The sequence below is a fragment of the Gluconobacter sp. P5B12 genome (genome assembly GCF_018812035.1).
GTDB lineage: Bacteria > Pseudomonadota > Alphaproteobacteria > Acetobacterales > Acetobacteraceae > Gluconobacter.
On the sequence record NZ_JACRVV010000004.1, the window covers coordinates 189670 to 210088 of the forward strand.

Consider the following 20419-nt stretch of genomic DNA (forward strand, 5'->3'; position numbering starts at 1 on the left):
CTCCGATCATCAAGGAACGGGAGCATCGCAGACGCATGAATGCCATCGTCGTAACGGCCCTCAAGCGGCCTTATACGTTCGTTGTTCTTTCAATCATGATCCTGATTTTCGGGGTCAGGGCGATTGTTTCGACACCGACGGACGTTTTTCCTTCAATCAAGATCCCTATTGTTGCGATTGTCTGGTCCTATACTGGGCTTATGCCAGACGATATGTCGGGCCGTATTGTTTATTATTACGAACGGTCTCTTACGGCGACTGTCAGTAATATCGAGCATATTGAAAGTTCGTCTTACTACGGTCGTGGCATCGTCAAGGTTTTCTTCCAGCCAGGGACGAATACTGCGGTTGCGCAAACCCAGATTACGTCTGTTTCCCAGACGGTTATCAAGCAGATGCCGACTGGGGCGACGCCGCCGTTGATTATCGCGCTCGATGCATCTTCCGTCCCGGTTCTGACGTTGCAGGTCAACAATTCGACCATGTCCGGGTCGGAAATCTACAACATGGCGTCCAACCTGATTCGCCCGGCGCTTGTGCCGGTCGCGGGTGCGGCCATTCCGAATCCATATGGTGGTCTTGCGCCGGACATCATGGTCGATATCGACCCGATCAAACTTCAGGCTCACCGTCTTTCACCTGAGGACGTTGCGAATGCGCTGAACCGGCAGAACATTGTTCTGCCGGCTGGTGATCAGAAGGTCGGTTCCATTGACTGGATGGTGAAGACCAACTCGACCCCGCTTGATCTCTCGGTCTTCAACAAAATGCCCATCAAGCAGGTGGGGAACTCCGTTATCTACCTGCGAGATGTCGCGTGGGTGCATCGAGGAGGGCCTCCTCAGATCAACGCTGTTCTGGTGAAGGGACAGCAGGCCGTTCTGATTGTCATTCTGAAAAGTGGTGATGCCTCGACCCTCTCTGTCGTCGCGGGCGTGAAGGCGCTTCTGCCTCAGATCAAGGCTACATTGCCGGCGGGCACTACTCTGAACGTACTGACGGACGCGTCAGGCTTCGTGAAAGAGTCGGTTTTCGACGTGGTGCGTGAGATGATCACCGCTGCGATCCTGACCAGTTTGACAGTTCTGCTCTTCCTTGGTTCCTGGCGCTCTACCGTCATCGTTGCGACGTCCATTCCGCTGGCCATGCTCTGTTCGTTGATCGGCCTCAGTATTGCGGGGCAGTCGATTAACGTCATGACATTGGGTGGTCTTGCTCTGGCTGTCGGTATTCTTGTCGATGACGCGACCGTCATGATTGAGAATATCGATGCCCATCTTGAGATGGGAAAAGAGCTTGAAGACGCCATCATTGATGCGGCCAATCAGATCGTCATCCCGACATTCGTGTCGACAACCTGTATCTGTATCGTCTGGCTGCCGCTTTTCGAGTTGACGGGCGTTTCCGGCTGGCTCTTCATGCCGATGGCCGAGGCCATCATCTTCGCGATGATTGCGTCCTTCATTCTCTCACGAACCCTCGTCCCGACAATGGCGAACTGGCTGCTTCCGGCGCAGGTGAAGATGCACCGCGATCCGGAGTGGCATCATCGTAAGCCAGGCTTTTTCGGCAGGTTCCAGAGAGGCTTTGAAGCCCGGTTTACGAGCTTCCGCGAGCATTACAAAGGTATCCTGTCTGGCCTTATCGCCATTCGCGGCCGGTTTGTTGCCATGTTCCTTCTGGCGGCTGTGGCGTCCATGGCCCTGCTGTTGTTCGTCGGGCAGGATTTCTTCCCGGAAATCAAATCCGGTACGCTTCAGATGCATATGCGCGCACCGGTTGGTACGCGTATTGAAGAGACGGGTAAGATTGCCGGGCTGGCAGAAAAGCGCCTGCGGCAGATCCTGCCGGGTCAGGTCGAGAATGTCGTCAATAACTGTGGCTTGCCGTTCAGTCAGTTGAACCAGGCCATGGTGCCGTCACCGACAACCGGTGCGCAGGATTGTGACATCACGATCCAGCTCAAGAATGATGAAAGCCCTATCCCGGAATACCGTCAGAAAGTCCGTAAGGGTCTGATAGATGCGTTTCCTGGAACAATCTTCACGTTCCAGCCGGGCGACATGACCGCCAAAATCCTGAACTTCGGTCTGCCAGCGCCGATTGACGTTCAGATTTCGGGTCGTGATCTGCAGAACAACTTTGCCTTTGCAACGCATCTGGCCAAGAAACTGCGCCATATTCCGGGTATCACGGACGTATCCGTTCAGCAGCCGATGACCCAGCCAACGTTGCTGATCAACAACCGTCGAAGCTTTGCATTGGGAACGGGCATTACACAGCGGGACGTTGCGTTGAATGCTCTCGTCACGCTGTCTGGTAGTGCGCAGGTGGGGCAGACCTACTACCTGAATGCTCAGGGGACGTCTCAGCTTATCGATGTGCAGACACCTGCGAACTATCTTCAGACCATGAATGATCTGGAAATTGTTCCAATCGACAAGGGCGACGGCAACCCGACCAACCAGAACCCGCAGATGCTGGGTGCCCTGAGCGAACTGGTTCAGACCGGTACGCCTGCGGAAATCTCACATTACAACATCATGCCGGTCTTCGATATTTACGCAGCGCCAGAGGGTACGGACCTTGGCACTCTGTCTCGGGCGGTGAACCGCGTCGTTGATGGAGAGCGTAAAGACCTGCCGCACGGATCAACCCTTGTGGTGCGCGGTCAGGCTGTGACCATGAATGATGCCTATGTGCAGCTGATTGGCGGCCTCGCCCTGTCCATTGTTCTTGTTTACCTGATCATCGTGGTGAATTTTCAGTCCTGGCTTGATCCGTTCGTGATCATCACGGCGTTGCCGGGTGCGCTTGGTGGTATTTCCTGGAGCCTGTTCCTGACCCACACGCCATTGTCTGTGCCGGCATTGACTGGTGCGATCATGTGTATGGGAACGGCTACCGCGAACGCCATTCTTGTTGTCTCGTTTGCGCGAGAGCGGCTGGATCACCACGGTGATGTTCTGTTGGCGTCTCTGGAGGCGGGATATGAGCGTATCCGCCCGGTTCTGATGACAGCGCTTGCCATGATGATCGGCATGATTCCGATGTCGATCAGTAATTCCTCGAACGCTCCGCTGGGTAAGGCCGTGATTGGTGGCCTGCTCATCGCAACAGTGGCAACGTTGCTGTTCGTTCCCTGTGTCTTTGCCTTAATGCATTACAAGCGGCCTGCTAGGCCTGAAGGAGACCGCGCGTGACCCACCCGACACAACAGGGGCAGACGCCTCAGGGAAACCGACAGGAAAGTGGATCACCCGTGCGGAACAGACTGATTCTTCTTGGTGTCGTGGTGGTTGCCATTGTGCTGGCTGCCTGGGGTATCGTTGAAAGAGGCGTGCACTATCATTCGCTCAGCGGTGTGACTGAAGAAGCGGCCATTCCGCCGGTAACGCTGATTTCTCCGCAGCCTGGGCCGAAAACGCGTCAGGTAGATCTGCCTGCCAATCTGGCAGCCTGGTATGAAGCGCCGATCTACGCTCAGGTCTCCGGCTATGTGAAAATGTGGTACAAGGACTACGGCGCGCATGTGAAGCGTGGCGATGTTCTGGCTGAAATCAATACGCCAAGCATTGATGCCCAGTTCCAGGCGGCCAAGGCGCAATATAACGTAAAACTGGCGCGCTATAACCTGGCCGTTATCACGACGCAGCGCTGGACCGCTCTGAAGGGGACGCAGGCTGTGTCCCGGCAGGAAGTGGACGTGCAGGCTGCAAATGCAGCGGCACAGAAAGCTGAGTTGGAAGCTGCCGAGCATGAAGTCGAGCGGTTTCAGGCGCTGGAAGATTTCAAAAAAATTGTCGCTCCATTCGATGGAATCGTGACGTCACGTCTGGTGAACGTCGGTGACTATGTGAATGCAGGGGGTGGAAACGTGAATTCGCGCGGAACAGCCTCAGAGCTGTTTTCGGTGGCAGATGTTCATCGGATGCGCGTTTTCGTCTCTGTTCCGCAGGATTTTGCGAGCGTTATTTCGCCTAAAATTACGGCTGATCTGTCTGTTCCTCAGTATCCAGGGCGCCGCTTCCGTGCCACGTTCCTGGCAACGGCAAACGCGTTCAATGCGTCTACGCGAACTGTGACGACAGAGCTGACGATCGGGAATGAGGACAATCTTCTCTGGCCGAATTCCTACGCAACGGCTCATATCGCTGCTCCCGGAAATCCGGACATTTTGATTCTTCCCGAGGGCGCTATCATTTTCCGGGCCCAGGGAATGCAGGTTGCCAAAGTTATCAACGGACATGTCCATCTGGTCAGCGTGACCGTTGGCATCAACTTTGGGACGACTGTGCAGATCCTGAGTGGTGTGACGAAGGATGACCAGCTTATTGCCAACCCGACCGCTGATCTGCTGGAAGGGGATGAGGTTCGTGTTGTGCCAACGACACCGGGCTATAACATTCCGACCAAGGCTCAGCAGGAAGAGGACCAGAAATCTGTGCGTTCGCATGATGCCAATCCGGATGAGGCTGGATCCCGTTGATGAGATTGACTGATCGCAAGCGCGGATATTTCTCCAGGCCCCGCCGTCATGTGGCGACAGCTTTGGCTGGTGTCCTGTCCATCGGTCTGGCGTCCTGCAACCTGGCGCCAGAGTACCATCCCCAGAAATTCCTCTATCCGGAAGGCTGGGAAGGGAAGGGGGTCATGGGCAACGCCCGTCCTGCGGATGATGCGCTCCGCAGTGACTGGTGGACGATGTTCAAGGACCCGATCCTGAACGAGATGGAAACGCGGATGCTGCAGGTCAATCCGGACCTGCAAGCCGCCGCAGAAGCCTTTACCCAAGCCCGGGACGTCGCGCGCGAGGCGGAGAGCAAGCTCTATCCGCAGCTCACCGGTGCAGCTCATATGAGCTATAACAAGGGCTCGGTGGGGCGGTTGTATAACAACCCGAGAACCAGTTCATCGCTCGTCTATGAGTCAAATCAGGCTTATAGTGGTGCTGCAACCTGGGAGCCCGATTTCTGGGACTCCATCCGTAACTCGACACGGATGGAGAAAAATCTCGCTCAGGCGACGGCCGCAGAATATGCCTCAGCCAAGCTGAGTCTGGAGGCGGAGCTCGCCAGCGATTATATCGCGTTGCGAGGGCTTGATGCCCAGAATGCGGTTTATGAAGACTCAATCCATTACTTCAAGGCCGCAGTAGAAATTACGGAGCTGCGTCAGGCTGGGGCCATTGGTGCCGGGCTTGACGTTTCGCGTGCCCAGAATCAGCTGTTTTCAGCCATGGCCGCTCAGAGCACTCTGGTTGCAGACCGCAGAGTAATGGAAAATGCGATCGCCGTGTTGCTGAATACAGCGCCTGCGGGTTTCCATATTGCGCCAGTCCGCGACGTGAAGATGCGGTTTGGTGTCGTGAAGGTAAATCCGGGCTTTCCGTCGTCCCTGCTGGAGCGGCGTCCGGATATTGCATCAGCTGAACGACATATGGCCGCAGCCTCCCGGGCGATTGGCATATCACGCGCAGCGTTCTATCCGCATATTACGTTGAGCGCGGATGGGGGCTTTGAGGATGGCGGGTTTGATCTTGCCAGTGTCTCCCGTGCATTCTGGAAAATTGCAGTTCAAGCTGTGGAGCCAGCATTTACGGGTGGACTACGGCGTGCGGCCTTGCAGCGGGCGTGGTCTCAATATCGGGCTTCAGTTGATGACTATCGCGGCGTTGTCCTGTCGGCGTTTCAGGACGTGGAAAACGGTCTGACCCAGAGCGGGCAATACAAAATTGCTCAGGACCAGCAGCAGAAAGCTGTTGAGGCCGCACTGCGGACGCAGAGCATGACCATGGCGCTCTACACAGGCGGATTGTCGAATTACCTGGATGCTCTCGTGGCGCAGCAGGATGCGCTTCAGGCACGGCTGGGGCTGGTTCAGACGCAGACGTCACAGATACAGGCGACAGTCCGTCTTGTGCGCTCTCTGGGCGGCGGATGGAATGTCAGTGAGCTTCCAGGTGTGAAGCAGATCGATCCGTTTGGTGCGTTCCAGTATGAAGGATTGCACAAGCCGGCACCTGTGGCGGGAATTGATGCCCATGAGTCTGCAGCTGACAACGATCTAAGCGGAGACAAAGGGACGAAAAATGTCCGCGGAGGGTTGACGCACTAGGCTAAACCAGTCTAGGGGACCGCCTCACTTCGAACGCGGGAGGGGGCGGCTGTGTCCGACTCCGTTGTCACCGCGGTTCGGGAACGACAAACAGGGGAGTCCCGGATATGGCCAAAAAAGTTGTTGGCTACATCAAGCTTCAGATCCCGGCTGGTAAAGCCAACCCGTCTCCGCCGGTAGGTCCGGCACTGGGTCAGCGCGGCCTGAACATCATGCAGTTCTGCAAAGAGTTCAACGCGAAGACGCAGCAGCTTGAGCCAGGTATGCCGATCCCGGTGGTTATCACCGCGTATGCAGACCGTACGTTCTCCTTCATCACGAAGACCCCGCCGAACACGTACTTCCTTCTGAAGGCCGCCAAGATTTCCAAGGGCAGCCAGACGGTTGGTAAGGCTGCGGCTGTTGGTTCCGTGACGACGTCTCAGCTTCGCGAGATTGCTGAAACGAAGTTCAAGGACATGAACGCCAACGATCTCGATGGCGCTGTGCGTATGCTCGCAGGCTCCGCGAAGTCGATGGGCCTGAACGTGGTGGAGGGCTGATATCATGGCCAAGAACAAGCGTCTGAATGCTGCGCAGGCTACTGTCGAGCGCAACAAGCCATATGCCCTTTCCGAAGCTGTTGCTCTGGTGAAGAGCAACGCCAAGGCAAAGTTCGATGAGACCATCGAAATCTCCCTGAACCTTGGTATTGACCCGCGTCATGCTGATCAGATGGTTCGTGGTCTGATTTCCCTGCCGAACGGCACGGGCAAGACACTTCGCGTTGGCGTGTTCGCACGTGGCGCCAAGGCTGAAGAAGCTCTCGCAGCTGGTGCAGAAGTTGTTGGTGCAGAAGACCTGGCTGAAAAGATCCAGGCTGGTGAAATCGCTTTCGACCGCTGCATTGCAACGCCTGACATGATGGCTCTCGTTGGTCGTCTCGGTAAGGTTCTTGGTCCGCGTGGCCTGATGCCGAACCCGCGTCTTGGCACGGTAACGATGGACGTCAAGGGTGCGATCACGGCTGCCAAGTCCGGTCAGGTTGAGTATCGCGCTGAAAAAGCCGGTATCATCCACGCTGGCGTTGGTAAGGCTTCTTTCGATGAAGCCAAGCTGGTCGAGAACATCAAGGCTCTGGTCGATGCCGTTCAGAAGGCTCGTCCGTCTGGCGCTAAGGGTACCTACATGAAGAAGGCAGCGCTGTCTTCCACGATGGGTCCGGGCGTCCGCGTTGACGTGTCCTCCTTCGAGGCTTGATTGAATTGAGGGCTTTCTGTAGAAAGCCCTCAACAAGGAATGACGCCATGTTTCGGCATGGTGGCGTAGGGGTAATTCGCTCGCGAATTGCTTCCAAACCTGTCCAAGACCGCACGTAGCACCTCTAGTGCTTTAAATGCTCCTTTCGTGGAGTGGCGAGCGTCAGGCGGGGCGCCAGTGTTTCAATGGCTTTGCCAGGATGCACTGGGTTCGCTCACTTCTGTGGACAGGCGAGCGGGGTATTTTCCGGAAACGGGGGTATCCCATGGGTAACTTGGTCCGGATCGTTCCGGACTGACGAGGAGACAGGTTTTGGACCGTACGGAAAAGCGGGCCTTTGTCGAGTTCCTCGCCGATGTGTTCAACAGCACGTCCATGGTTGTCGTCACCCAGAATAAGGGTCTGACGGTTGCTGATGTGACGGAGCTGCGTCGACGCATTCGTGCGGCAGGTGCGACATATAAGGTTGCGAAGAACCGGCTGGCCAGCCGCGCTCTGGATGGGACCCAATTCGACGGCATCGCGCCGCTGCTCAAGGGGCCGACGGCCCTGGCCTGGTCTGAAGATCCGGTTGCAGTTGCAAAGGTGATCGTCGAGTTCGCCAAGACGAATGACAAGCTTGTAGTGCTCGGTGGCTCCCTTGGTTCCCAGACGCTTGACGTCGCTGGAATCAAGACACTTGCCGAGCTGCCGTCTCTGGACGAACTGCGTGCGAAGCTGGTGGGTATGATTCAGACCCCCGCTACGCGTATCGCAGGTGTTGTTCAGGCTCCGGCAGGCCAGCTTGCTCGCGTCTTCGGCGCCTATGCCAAGACCGGCGAAGCCGCCTAAGAGTAAAATCAACGCTGCGGCGTAGATTTGAACCCAATCAAACAGTGCATCACGTAGGATAAGACCATGGCCGATCTGGCAAAGATTGTTGAAGAGCTATCCGCTCTTACCGTTCTCGAAGCTGCTGAGCTTTCCAAGCTTCTCGAAGAGAAGTGGGGCGTTTCCGCTGCTGCTCCAGTAGCTGTTGCTGCTGGCCCGGCTGCTGCTGCAGCTCCTGCTGAAGAGCAGACCGAGTTCACCGTTGTTCTGGCCGCTGCTGGCGACAAGAAGATCAACGTGATTAAGGAAATCCGTGGCATCACGGGTCTGGGTCTGAAGGAAGCTAAGGACCTGGTTGAAGGCGCACCGAAGACCGTCAAGGAAGGCGTGTCCAAGGACGAAGCCGAGAAGATCAAGAAGACCCTGGAAGACAACGGCGCCAAGGTCGAAATCAAGTAATCAACTTGATCGGGTCGTTTCCTCTCTGAGGGGCGGCCTCTGCGAAAGCAGACGGATAGGGCGGGGATCGCATGCGGTTCCCGCCCGATTTGCCGTTGGTGGAAATAAGAGTATAATACGCGGCTCGCTACGTATTGAAATTACTGAAAGCCGGTCGTTCCGGTCGTCCGTGTCGTGTCAGGCGTTCGTCTGACAATGAAATCCCGGGCGACTCGAAGGTCTGGTGCAGAGGGCAAGATAGATGAACGCGATCACCAAATCGTTCACGGGACGCAAGAGGATCCGCAAAAGCTTCGGGCGCATTCCCGAAATTGCGCCGATGCCCAATCTGATCGATGTGCAGCGCGCGTCCTACGAAGCGTTCCTGCAAATGAACGTGAGTCCTGACAGCCGTCAGAACTCCGGTCTGCAGGAAGTCTTCCGTTCGGTTTTTCCAATCAATGACTTTGCTGGTCGCGGTCGTCTGGACTTCGTGTCTTACGAGTTCGAAGAGCCGAAGTATGACGTTGAAGAGTGCATTCAGCGCGGTCTGACATTTGCAGCTCCGCTGAAGGTTATCCTCCGTCTTACGACTTGGGATATCGATGAAGACACAGGTTCACGCTCCATTCATGATCTGAAGGAACAGCCGGTTTACATGGGCGACATGCCGCTCATGACCAATAACGGCACCTTTATTATCAATGGTACCGAGCGTGTCATCGTTTCTCAGATGCATCGTAGCCCGGGCGTCTTCTTCGATCATGATAAGGGCAAGACGCATTCCTCGGGCAAGTATCTTTTTGCTGCCCGTGTGATTCCGTATCGTGGTTCGTGGCTGGACTTCGAATTCGATGCAAAGGACCTGATTTACGTCCGTATCGATCGTAAGCGCAAGCTGCCGGTCACGACGCTGCTTTACGCTCTCGAGGGTGCGAACTATATCGCCCAGCGCGAAGAGAAGGTCGCAGAAGGCGGTGATGTCGAAGGTCTCGACATCCGGGGTATGGATCAGGATGAAATCCTGTCCTACTTCTACGACATGGTCACCTTTACCCGCATGGGTGATGGCTGGGCACGTCCGTTCGAGCCTGATGCGTTCCGCGGCCAGAAGCTGCTGAGCCCGTTGGTTGACGCTGATACCGGTGAAGTCGTTGCTGAAGCCGATGCCAAGCTGACAGCGCGCATGGTTCGCAAGATTGCTGAAAAGACCCGTGTGGTTCAGGTCGGCCGTCTTGACGTTCTTGGTTGCTATCTTGCCCATGATCTCATCAATGAGAACACTGGCGAGATCTACGGTGAAGCTGGTGAAGAGCTGACGGAAGACCGCCTGGCAGCACTTGAAGAGCTGGGAATTACAGAGCTTCCAACGCTTTCCATTGATGGTTCGCACGGTCCTTGGATCCGCAATACGCTTTCAGTTGATAAGAACACGAGCCGTGACGAAGCACTGATCGATATTTATCGTATCATGCGTCCGGGCGAGCCGCCGACCAAGGAAACCGCTGAAGCGATGTTCCGCGGTCTGTTCTTTGACCAGGATCGCTACGATCTTTCGTCTGTTGGTCGTGTCAAGATGAACATGCGTCTTGATGTAGACGCTCCGGACACCCTGCGCGTTCTGCGCAAGGAAGATATCCTGCGTACCATCAAGATCATGTGCGATCTGAAGGATGGTCGTGGCCAGATCGACGATATCGATAACCTTGGTAACCGTCGCGTTCGCTCTGTCGGCGAACTGATGGAAAACCAGTATCGCGTTGGCTTGCTTCGTATGGAGCGTGCCATCCGCGAGCGTATGGGCTCCGTCGACATCGACACGGTCATGCCGCATGATCTGATTAACGCCAAGCCGGCGGCTGCTGCCGTACGTGAGTTCTTCGGATCGTCGCAGCTGAGCCAGTTCATGGATCAGACAAACCCGCTTTCCGAAGTGACGCATAAGCGCCGTCTTTCGGCGCTTGGCCCGGGCGGTCTAACCCGTGAACGTGCGGGCTTTGAAGTTCGTGACGTCCATCCGACGCATTACGGTCGTATCTGCCCAATTGAAACGCCTGAAGGCCCGAACATTGGTCTGATCAACTCGCTTTCGACCTATGCCAAGGTTAACAAGTACGGCTTCATTGAGACACCGTATCGTCTTGTGAAGGACGGTATTCTGCAGGATGGTTGGAAATATCTTTCCGCCATGGAAGAAGAGAAGCTTGTTGTTGCACAGGCCGATGCGAAGCAGAGCGCCGACGGCCATCTGACGGACGAACTGGTCTCGGTTCGTAAGTCTGGCGACTTCCGCGTTGTTCCGCCTGAGCAGGTTACGGCTTGCGACGTGTCACCGAAGCAGCTTGTGTCTGTTGCGGCAGCTCTCATTCCGTTTCTTGAGAACGATGACGCGAACCGCGCCCTGATGGGTGCGAACATGCAGCGTCAGGCCGTTCCGCTGGTGAAGGCTGATGCCCCACTGGTTGGTACGGGCATGGAAGCAGCTGTTGCACGTGACTCTGGTGCAACAATCGTAGCCAAGCGTGACGGTATTATCGACCAGATCGATGGTGCTCGTATCGTTGTCCGCGCGACCGACGATGCCGGTGCAACTCAGGGCGTCGATATCTATCGCCTTCGCAAGTACATGCGTTCGAACCAGTCGACGTGCATCAACCAGCGCCCGCTGGTGAAGGTTGGCGATACGGTTCATGCTGGCGACATCATTGCTGATGGTCCGTCCACGGAACTGGGTGAACTGGCTCTGGGTCGTAACGTGCTCGTCGCGTTCATGCCTTGGAACGGTTACAACTTCGAAGACTCCATCCTGATTTCTGAGCGTATTGCTCGTGATGACGTGTTCACCTCGATTCATATCGAGGAATTCGAAGTCATGGCTCGTGATACGAAGCTGGGTCAGGAAGAAATTACGCGCGACATTCCTAACGTTGGCGAAGAAGCTCTTCGTAACCTTGACGAGGCTGGCATTGTTTATGTCGGCGCGGAGGTTAATCCGGGCGACATTCTTGTTGGTAAGGTGACACCAAAGGGCGAAAGCCCGATGACGCCAGAAGAGAAGCTTCTGCGGGCCATCTTTGGTGAAAAGGCTTCTGACGTTCGTGACACGTCTCTGAAGCTTCCACCTGGAACGACCGGAACGATCGTTGACGTTCGTGTCTTCTCACGCCGCGGCGTGGACAAGGACGAACGTGCCATGGCCATCGAACGCGCTGAAATCGAGCGTCTGACGAAGGACCGTGACGACGAGCGTTCCATTCAGGAGCGTAGCTTCCACAACCGTTTGCGTGAGCGTCTGGTTGGTGAAGTTGCAGGAGCAGGCTTCAAGGGCATTCGTGCAGGAACGCCGATCACAGTAGAGGTGCTTGATGAGCATCCTCGCGCTGCATGGCGGAACGTTACGGTTGCTTCCGACGAAGTCACCGCTGAGCTTGAGACCCTGCGTTCAGAGTTCGACGAAGCTGTTCGCCTCATTAACTCTCGCTTTGAGAACAAGGTCGAGAAGCTTCAGCGTGGCGATGAACTGCCGCCTGGCGTGATGAAGATGGTCAAGGTCTTCGTTGCTGTGAAGCGTAAGCTTCAGCCTGGTGATAAGATGGCCGGTCGTCATGGTAACAAGGGTGTTGTTTCCCGCGTTGTGCCAGTCGAGGACATGCCGTTCCTGGAGAACGGTCAGGCGGTTGATATCGTTCTGAACCCGCTGGGTGTGCCGTCTCGTATGAACATCGGTCAGATCCTTGAAACCCATCTGGGTTGGGCCTGTGCCAATATTGGCGCAAGCATCGGGGAAATGGTCGACGAGTATCAGCGGTCTGGCGAGCGTAAGCAGGAACTGCTTGATCGCCTGCGTGATGTCTATGGCGACGAAGTGTTCGAGACGGATGTGGCAACGCTTCCTAACGAGCAGCTTGTTGAGCTGGCCAATAACCTCCGCAAGGGCCTGCCGATTGCTACGCCTGTTTTCGATGGGGCTTCTATCCCTGATATCGAAAACATGCTGGAGAAGGCTGGCGTTGATAAGTCTGGCCAGTCCCAGCTGATCGATGGTCGTACAGGCGAGCTGTTCGAGCGTAAGACGACAGTTGGCTACATCTACATGCTGAAGCTGCATCACCTTGTCGACGACAAGATCCATGCACGTTCGATCGGTCCTTACTCGCTTGTTACGCAGCAGCCGCTGGGTGGTAAGGCGCAGTTCGGTGGTCAGCGCTTCGGTGAGATGGAAGTGTGGGCACTTGAGGCGTATGGCGCAGCATATACGCTGCAGGAAATGCTGACGGTGAAGTCGGATGACGTGTCCGGCCGTACCAAGGTTTATGAGGCGATCGTGCGTGAGCAGGATGACTTCGAGGCCGGTATTCCTGAGAGCTTCAACGTTCTGATCAAGGAACTGAAGTCGCTCGGTCTGAATGTCGAACTTGAGCAGGGCGCCGCTTAATTGGCGTCTCTGCTGCTCGCTTTACGGTTCAATTTTGACGCGCCCGCAGGACGCTGCGGCGCGCATTGGGGTTTCGGCGCATGAACGAACTCATGAAGATCCTGGGTCAGGCTGGCCAGTCGGTAGCCTTCGATCAGATCAAGATCCAGCTTGCTTCGAGCGAGCAGATCCGTTCCTGGTCTTACGGTGAAATCAAAAAGCCGGAGACCATTAATTACCGGACGTTCAAGCCTGAGCGTGACGGCCTTTTCTGTGCTCGTATTTTTGGTCCGATCAAGGACTACGAATGCCTGTGCGGAAAATACAAGCGGATGAAGTTCCGCGGCATTGTCTGTGAAAAGTGCGGTGTTGAAGTTACGCTGGCGAAGGTTCGCCGTGAGCGTATGGGCCATATCGAGCTCGCTTCACCCGTTGCACATATCTGGTTCCTGAAGTCGCTTCCTAGCCGTATTGCCACGATGATGGATATGGCTCTCAAGGATGTTGAGCCGGTTCTGTACTTCGAGAAGTTCCTGGTGCTCGACAAGGGAGTCTGTGACTCCGATCAGATCGAGTCTTACAAGAACGGCAAGAAGCGCGACCAGTACCTTCTGGACGAAGTGCGGTGTGAAGATCTTCTGGATGAGTATCCGGATGCAGGCATTGACGTCGGTATCGGCGCTGAAGCCATCAAGCGTGCACTTTCCACATATGACTGGGGTATTCCCAACGCTCAGGAGCGTGAGCTGAGCCTTGCTGCCAAGGCGAAGGGGCTACCGGATCCGTTCGACTATGACGCTGAAGTCATGGAAGGCGATTCCGAGAAGACGATGATGCGCAAGAAGCTGCGCAAGGCAACGTCTGAGGCTGCTCGTAAGAAGCTGGTCAAGCGTCTGAAGCTTGTCGAGGCATTCGTTGAGAGTGGTTCGCGCCCGGACTGGATGATCATGGACATTATTCCGGTGATCCCGCCGGAACTGCGTCCGCTGGTCCCGCTGGATGGCGGTCGTTTTGCCACGTCCGATCTGAATGATCTGTATCGTCGCGTTATCAACCGTAATAACCGTCTGAAGCGTTTGATCGAGCTTCGTGCGCCGGACATTATTGTTCGCAACGAAAAGCGTATGCTTCAGGAATCTGTCGATGCGCTGTTCGATAACGGTCGTCGTGGACGTGCCATCACGGGTGCCAACAAGCGTCCACTGAAGTCTCTGTCCGACATGCTCAAGGGCAAGCAGGGCCGTTTCCGTCAGAACCTTCTTGGTAAGCGCGTTGATTACTCTGGCCGTTCGGTCATCGTGGTTGGCCCGGAACTGAAGCTGCATCAGTGCGGTCTTCCGAAGAAGATGGCGCTCGAGCTTTTCAAGCCGTTCATCTATTCCAAGCTGGAAAAATACGGTCACGCTACCACCATTAAAGCTGCAAAGCGCATGGTGGAGAAAGAGCGTCCGGAAGTTTGGGATATCCTCGAAGAGGTCATCCGCGAACATCCCGTGATGCTGAACCGCGCACCGACGCTTCACCGTCTTGGTATTCAGGCATTTGAGCCAACGCTGATCGAAGGGAAGGCTATCCAGCTTCACCCGCTGGTCTGCACCGCGTTCAATGCTGACTTCGACGGCGATCAGATGGCCGTGCACGTTCCGCTGTCGCTTGAAGCGCAGTTGGAAGCCCGTGTGCTGATGATGTCCACAAACAACATCCTCAGCCCGGCGAACGGTAAGCCGATTATCGTGCCGTCTCAGGATATTGTTCTGGGTCTCTATTATTTGAGCCTTGAAGTTCCTGAATATCGCGCAACGCCTGACGAAGCGGTCATCGAAGATGGCAAGGTCGTTAAGGCTGCCCCGCCGGCTTACTCGGATGTTGCAGAAATCGAGAGCGCCATGCTCGCAGGTTCCCTGCAGCTTCACGATAAGATCCGTCTGCGTCTACCGACCGTTGATGAAAACGGTAACCCGATCCGCCAGACGATCCTGACGACCCCGGGACGTGCGCTTATTGCGCAGATCCTGCCGAAGCATCCTGCGATTCCGTTCAGCCTGATCAATAAGCAGCTGACGAAAAAGAACGTGTCTGACGTGATTGACACGGTCTATCGTCACTGTGGTCAGAAGGAAGCCGTGATCTTCTGTGACCGTCTCATGGGCCTTGGTTTCAAGCACGCTGCCCGTGCTGGTATTTCCTTCGGCAAGGATGACATGATCATCCCGGCAGAGAAGGCGCCTCTCGTTGCCAAGACCTCGGAAGAGGTCAAGGAATTCGAGCAGCAGTATCAGGACGGTCTGATCACCGCTGGCGAGCGCTACAACAAGGTGGTTGATGCCTGGTCACGTTGCACGGACGAAGTCCAGGCAGCCATGCTGAAGGAAATCTCCAAGCAGGTTATCGGTAAGCCGACCAACTCTGTCTGGATGATGAGCCACTCCGGTGCTCGTGGGTCGCCAGCCCAGATGAAGCAGCTCGCTGGTATGCGCGGTCTGATGGTGAAACCTTCGGGCGAAATTATCGAACAGCCGATTATCGCGAACTTCAAAGAAGGTCTGTCGGTTCTCGATTACTTCACGTCCAGCCACGGTGCTCGTAAGGGCCTCGCGGATACGGCTCTGAAGACTGCAAACTCGGGTTATCTGACGCGTCGTCTCGTTGACGTTGCCCAGGATTGCATCATCGTCGAGCCGGATTGCGGTACCGAACGCGGCCTGACGGTTCGCGCGGTTATGGATAGTGGCGAAGTGGTCGCTTCGCTGTCTGAGCGTATTCTGGGACGTACGACGTCCAAGGATGTGTTGCATCCGGTGACGCATGAAGTTCTGCTTCCGCGCAACACCCTGATCGAGGAGCCTGAAGCCGAGCTCATCGAGAAGGCCGGCGTCGAAAGCATGGAGATCCGCTCGGTTCTGACATGCGATAGCCGCGTTGGTATCTGTGCGCATTGCTATGGTCGTGATCTGGCTCGCGGTACGCCGGTGAACATTGGTGAAGCTGTTGGCGTTATCGCCGCTCAGTCCATCGGTGAGCCTGGTACACAGCTGACGATGCGTACCTTCCATATTGGTGGTGCGGCAACGCGTGGCGCCGAGCAGTCCATGGTCGAAGCGTCTCGCGATGGTCAGGTGACGATCAAGAACCGCAACGTGGTTGAGAACTCTCAGAAGGTTCTGGTTGTGATGTCGCGTAACTGCGAGATCCTTCTGACCGATGAGAACGGTGTCGAGCGCGCTCGTTACCGTGTGCCATACGGTGCACGTCTGATGGTGGGCGAGGGTGAGGCAGTTGCACGTGGCCAGAAGATGGCCGAGTGGGACCCGTACACCCTTCCAATCATCACCGAGCAGGCTGGTACGGTGGAATACCTTGACCTGATCGACAGCATCACGCTTGTCGAACGTATGGATGAGGTCACAGGCCTTAGCTCCAAGGTTGTGGTTGACTATAAGCAGGCTTCCAAGGGTGTTGATCTTCGTCCACGTCTGCAGCTCAAGGATGCTGCGGGCAATGTGGTCAAGCTCGCCAACGGCAATGATGCTCGCTACTTCCTCTCACCAGACAGTATTCTGTCGATTGAGAATGGTGCCGAAGTTCATGCTGGTGACGTGCTGGCGCGTATTCCGCGTGAAGGCTCCAAGACCCGTGACATTACCGGTGGTCTGCCGCGTGTTGCCGAACTGTTCGAAGCCCGCCGTCCGAAGGATCATGCGATCATTGCCGAGGGCGATGGGCGTATCGAATTCGGGAAGGATTACAAGTCGAAGCGTTGCGTTATCGTGAAGAACGACGAGACCAGCGAAGAGACGCAGTATCTCATCCCGAAGGGCAAGCACGTTTCCGTTCAGGAAGGTGACTTCGTCCAGAAGGGTGACCCGCTGGTCGATGGTCCGCGTGTGCCGCATGACATTCTGAAGGTTATGGGTGTCGAGGCGCTTTCGGACTATCTCGTCAACGAGATCCAGGACGTCTATCGACTGCAGGGCGTGAAGATCAATGACAAGCATATTGAGGTCATTGTTCGTCAGATGCTGCAGAAGGTTGAGATTCTGGAACCGGGTGACTCGACCTATCTGATCGGCGAGACTGTTGATCGGATCGAGTACGAGATCGAGAACCAGCGTCTTCAGGAAAATGGTGATACACCAGCAGTGGCTATGCCGGTGCTACAGGGCATTACCAAGGCTTCCCTGCAGACGCAGTCCTTTATCTCAGCGGCGTCCTTCCAGGAGACCACACGGGTGCTTACAGACGCTGCGACCTCGGGCAAGGTCGACACACTGAACGGTCTCAAGGAGAACGTGATTGTGGGTCGTCTGATCCCGGCTGGTACGGGTAGCGTTATGAACCGTCTGCGGGGCATTGCTGCCAGCCAGGACCGTCATCGCGTTGGTCGTTCAGCGGCGGAAGTGAAAGACGCGGCTGAATAATGAAAAACCTCTCTGCTTCTCTTTTAAAAGAAGGGCAGAGGGGAAATTGCAGCGATTCCAGAAACTCTATCTTCAGAATCGCTGCAATTTTAGCCGAAACACTTGACTCAACGCGGAACCCTTCGTAGGTTCCGCGCCCTCGGCTACTCCCGTCTAATTAGGCGAAAAAAAGCCGTCGAAGACAAAGAATCGCATGTGGTGCCGCTACCTCGGATTCGGGGGATGCCAAGGCCGCACGCTACAAAAGGAGGGAAATGGCTTTTGCTGTTTCTCTTTCCAAATGTGGGATAGGCAGGCGGTTCAGCCGCATGTCGATTTGAATAAAATGTCATGGCAGAAAGTCTGGTGCTTTCTGTCCGGAATAGGACAAGGATTGGGAAGGGCGCATGCCGACCATCAACCAGTTGATCGCGAACGGCCGTGAGCCGGCCGCAAAGCGGAATAAGGTCCCTGCACTACAGGGATGCCCCCAGAAGCGTGGCGTATGCACGCGCGTGTACACGGTAACGCCAAAGAAGCCGAACTCCGCTCTGCGTAAGGTCGCCAAGGTGCGTCTGACCAACGGGTACGAGGTCGTAAGCTACATTCCGGGTGAAGGTCATAACCTTCAGGAACACAGTGTTGTTCTTATCCGTGGTGGGCGAGTGAAGGATCTTCCTGGTGTGCGTTATCACATCCTGCGAGGCGTGCTTGACACGCAGGGCATCGCTAAGCGTCGTCAGCGTCGTTCGCTGTATGGCGCGAAGCGTCCGAAGTAAGAGGTATTTGGAATGAGTCGCCGTCACCGCGCTGTAAAGCGTGAGATCCTTCCCGATCCAAAGTTCGGAGACATCGTCATTACGCGCTTCATGAATGCGCTGATGTATGATGGAAAGAAATCCACCGCCGAAGGCATCGTTTACGGTGCTCTCGAGGTTCTGCGTCACCGTGGTGGTGCAACTGCTGACCCGGTGGCCATGTTCCACTCGGCTCTGGACAACGTGAAGCCGGCTGTTGAAGTCCGTTCACGTCGTGTTGGTGGTGCTACCTATCAGGTGCCTGTCGAAGTGCGCACTGAGCGCCGTCAGGCTCTGGCGATCCGGTGGTTGATCGATGCCTCCCGCAAGCGCGGTGAGAACACGATGCAGGAGCGCTTGTCCAACGAACTGATGGACGCGGTTAACAATCGTGGCGCTGCTGTAAAGAAGCGCGAAGACACCCACCGTATGGCTGAAGCTAACAAGGCATTCAGTCACTATCGCTGGTAATCAGAACCCGCTAAAGGGCTTCCGGCAGTATCTTGGAATCTAACAGATACTGACTGGATGAACTTTCAGTCTTATTCTCTGCCTCGTGGAAGGCAGGGTTTTGGAGAAAGACGATGGCAAAGGCTAAATTCGAGCGGAACAAGCCGCACTGCAACATTGGAACGATTGGTCACGTCGATCACGGCAAGACCTCGCTGACTGCTGCAATCACCAAGGTGCTGGCAAAGTCCGGTGGTGCAACGTTCAGTGCATACGACCAGATCGACAAGGCTCCTGAAGAGCGCGCTCGTGGTATCACCATCTCCACGGCTCACGTTGAGTATGAGACGAAGAACCGTCACTACGCTCACGTCGATTGCCCGGGCCATGCTGACTACGTCAAGAACATGATCACCGGTGCCGCTCAGATGGACGGCGCGATCCTGGTTGTGTCCGCTGCTGACGGCCCGATGCCGCAGACGCGTGAGCACATTCTGCTTGCTCGTCAGGTTGGTGTTCCTGCTCTGGTTGTGTTCCTGAACAAGGTTGACCAGGTTGACGACGCTGAGCTGCTCGAGCTCGTGGAAATGGAAGTTCGTGAGCTTCTGTCTTCCTACCAGTTCCCGGGCGACGATATCCCCATCGTCAAGGGTTCTGCTCTTGTGACCCTTGAAGATGGTGACGCCACCATCGGTGAAGATCGCGTTCTTGAGCTGATGGAAGCTGTAGACACCTACATTCCGCAGCCTGAGCGTCCGGTTGACCGTCCGTTCCTGATGCCGATCGAAGACGTGTTCTCGATCTCGGGTCGTGGTACGGTTGTCACGGGTCGTGTTGAGCGTGGCGTTGTGAACGTCGGCGACGAAGTTGAGATCGTTGGTCTGAAGGATACCATCAAGACAACCGTTACGGGTGTTGAGATGTTCCGTAAGCTGCTCGATCGTGGTGAAGCCGGTGACAACATCGGTGCACTGGTTCGTGGTACGAAGCGTGAAGACGTTGAGCGTGGTCAGGTTCTTGCAAAGCCAGGCTCCATTACGCCGCACAAGACGTTCAAGGCTGAGGCTTACATCCTCACGAAGGAAGAAGGTGGCCGCCATACGCCGTTCTTCACGAACTACCGCCCGCAGTTCTATTTCCGTACGACCGACGTCACGGGCGTCGTGACGCTGCCGGAAGGCACGGAAATGGTCATGCCGGGTGATAACGTAGCCATGGATGTCGAGCTGATTGCTCCGATCGCCATGGACGAAGGCCTCCGCTTCGCAATTCGCGAAGGTGGCCGCACCGTGGGTGCAGGCGTGGTTTCTTCAATCAGCGCCTAAGTCCTACGTTTCGCCGTTGATATGGAAGCCCCGGCCAGATTTATTTCTGGCCGGGGTTCCCTTTCAGATGCAATGGCAGTAGGACGAGACCCGAATTTTTGAGTTGGACGAATTAAGACTATGGACAACCAGAACATCCGCATTCGCCTTAAGGCGTACGATCATCGAGTGCTGGACAACAGCACCAAAGAGATCGTAAACACGGCGAAGCGTACGGGTGCGCGGGTTCGGGGTCCGATCCCGCTGCCGACGCATATCGAACGTTTCACGGTGAACCGTTCGCCACACGTGGATAAGAAAAGCCGCGAGCAGTTCGAAATTCGGACTCACCGCCGGCTGCTCGACATTGTCGAGCCGACACCGCAGACCGTGGACGCCCTCATGAAGCTCGACCTCGCCGCTGGCGTTGATGTCGAGATCAAACTCTAAGGT

Annotated in this window: 13 protein-coding genes; all 13 read left to right on the plus strand. The window is 55.8% G+C overall.

Annotation, left to right across the window (positions count from 1 at the left end; translation table 11 throughout):
* The first annotated feature begins 35 nt into the window (after positions 1-35).
* The 13 genes from KP702_RS09345 to rpsJ all read left to right on the plus strand — a co-directional run bounded on the left by KP702_RS09345 (position 36) and on the right by rpsJ (position 20416).
* Positions 36-3203, plus strand: a complete 3168-nt coding sequence (locus tag KP702_RS09345) for an efflux RND transporter permease subunit (protein ID WP_202207718.1) — start codon at positions 36-38, stop codon at positions 3201-3203.
* A 59-nt stretch (positions 3204-3262) separates the two neighbouring features.
* The gene (locus KP702_RS09350; protein WP_046901168.1) at positions 3263-4489 is read left to right on the plus strand and encodes an efflux RND transporter periplasmic adaptor subunit; all 1227 of its coding nucleotides are present in this window, start codon (positions 3263-3265) and stop codon (positions 4487-4489) included.
* Complete coding sequence (locus KP702_RS09355) at positions 4489-6117, plus strand: efflux transporter outer membrane subunit (RefSeq protein WP_202207717.1); 1629 nt, start codon at positions 4489-4491, stop codon at positions 6115-6117. Before KP702_RS09350 ends, KP702_RS09355 begins: the two co-directional genes overlap by 1 nt.
* Positions 6118-6224: 107 nt before the next feature.
* Entirely contained in the window at positions 6225-6659 is a 435-nt protein-coding gene (gene rplK, locus KP702_RS09360; protein WP_046901169.1) for a 50S ribosomal protein L11, read from the plus strand.
* A 4-nt stretch (positions 6660-6663) separates the two neighbouring features.
* The gene (gene rplA, locus KP702_RS09365) at positions 6664-7356 is read left to right on the plus strand and encodes a 50S ribosomal protein L1 (protein WP_046901170.1); all 693 of its coding nucleotides are present in this window, start codon (positions 6664-6666) and stop codon (positions 7354-7356) included.
* A gap of 312 nt (positions 7357-7668) precedes the next feature.
* Positions 7669-8187 (plus strand): 50S ribosomal protein L10, encoded by a 519-nt coding sequence (gene rplJ, locus KP702_RS09370; protein ID WP_046901171.1) that lies wholly within the window; start codon positions 7669-7671, stop codon positions 8185-8187.
* Positions 8188-8253: 66 nt separating this feature from the next.
* Positions 8254-8625, plus strand: coding sequence for a 50S ribosomal protein L7/L12 (gene rplL, locus KP702_RS09375; protein ID WP_064275059.1), 372 nt, complete (start codon positions 8254-8256; stop codon positions 8623-8625).
* 241 nt (positions 8626-8866) lie between these two features.
* Positions 8867-13039 (plus strand): DNA-directed RNA polymerase subunit beta, encoded by a 4173-nt coding sequence (gene rpoB, locus KP702_RS09380; protein WP_211501358.1) that lies wholly within the window; start codon positions 8867-8869, stop codon positions 13037-13039.
* Between the two features lie 80 nt (positions 13040-13119).
* The gene (rpoC, locus tag KP702_RS09385; protein WP_215768818.1) at positions 13120-17436 is read left to right on the plus strand and encodes a DNA-directed RNA polymerase subunit beta'; all 4317 of its coding nucleotides are present in this window, start codon (positions 13120-13122) and stop codon (positions 17434-17436) included.
* Positions 17437-17822: 386 nt separating this feature from the next.
* The gene (gene rpsL, locus KP702_RS09390) at positions 17823-18194 is read left to right on the plus strand and encodes a 30S ribosomal protein S12 (RefSeq protein ID WP_010502158.1); all 372 of its coding nucleotides are present in this window, start codon (positions 17823-17825) and stop codon (positions 18192-18194) included.
* 12 nt (positions 18195-18206) lie between these two features.
* On the plus strand, positions 18207-18683 hold the full coding sequence (gene rpsG / locus KP702_RS09395; RefSeq protein WP_046901175.1) for a 30S ribosomal protein S7: 477 nt from the start codon (positions 18207-18209) through the stop codon (positions 18681-18683).
* Between the two features lie 113 nt (positions 18684-18796).
* On the plus strand, positions 18797-19987 hold the full coding sequence (gene tuf / locus KP702_RS09400; RefSeq protein ID WP_202207715.1) for an elongation factor Tu: 1191 nt from the start codon (positions 18797-18799) through the stop codon (positions 19985-19987).
* 120 nt (positions 19988-20107) lie between these two features.
* On the plus strand, positions 20108-20416 hold the full coding sequence (gene rpsJ / locus KP702_RS09405) for a 30S ribosomal protein S10 (protein WP_007282720.1): 309 nt from the start codon (positions 20108-20110) through the stop codon (positions 20414-20416).
* Positions 20417-20419 lie beyond the last annotated feature (3 nt).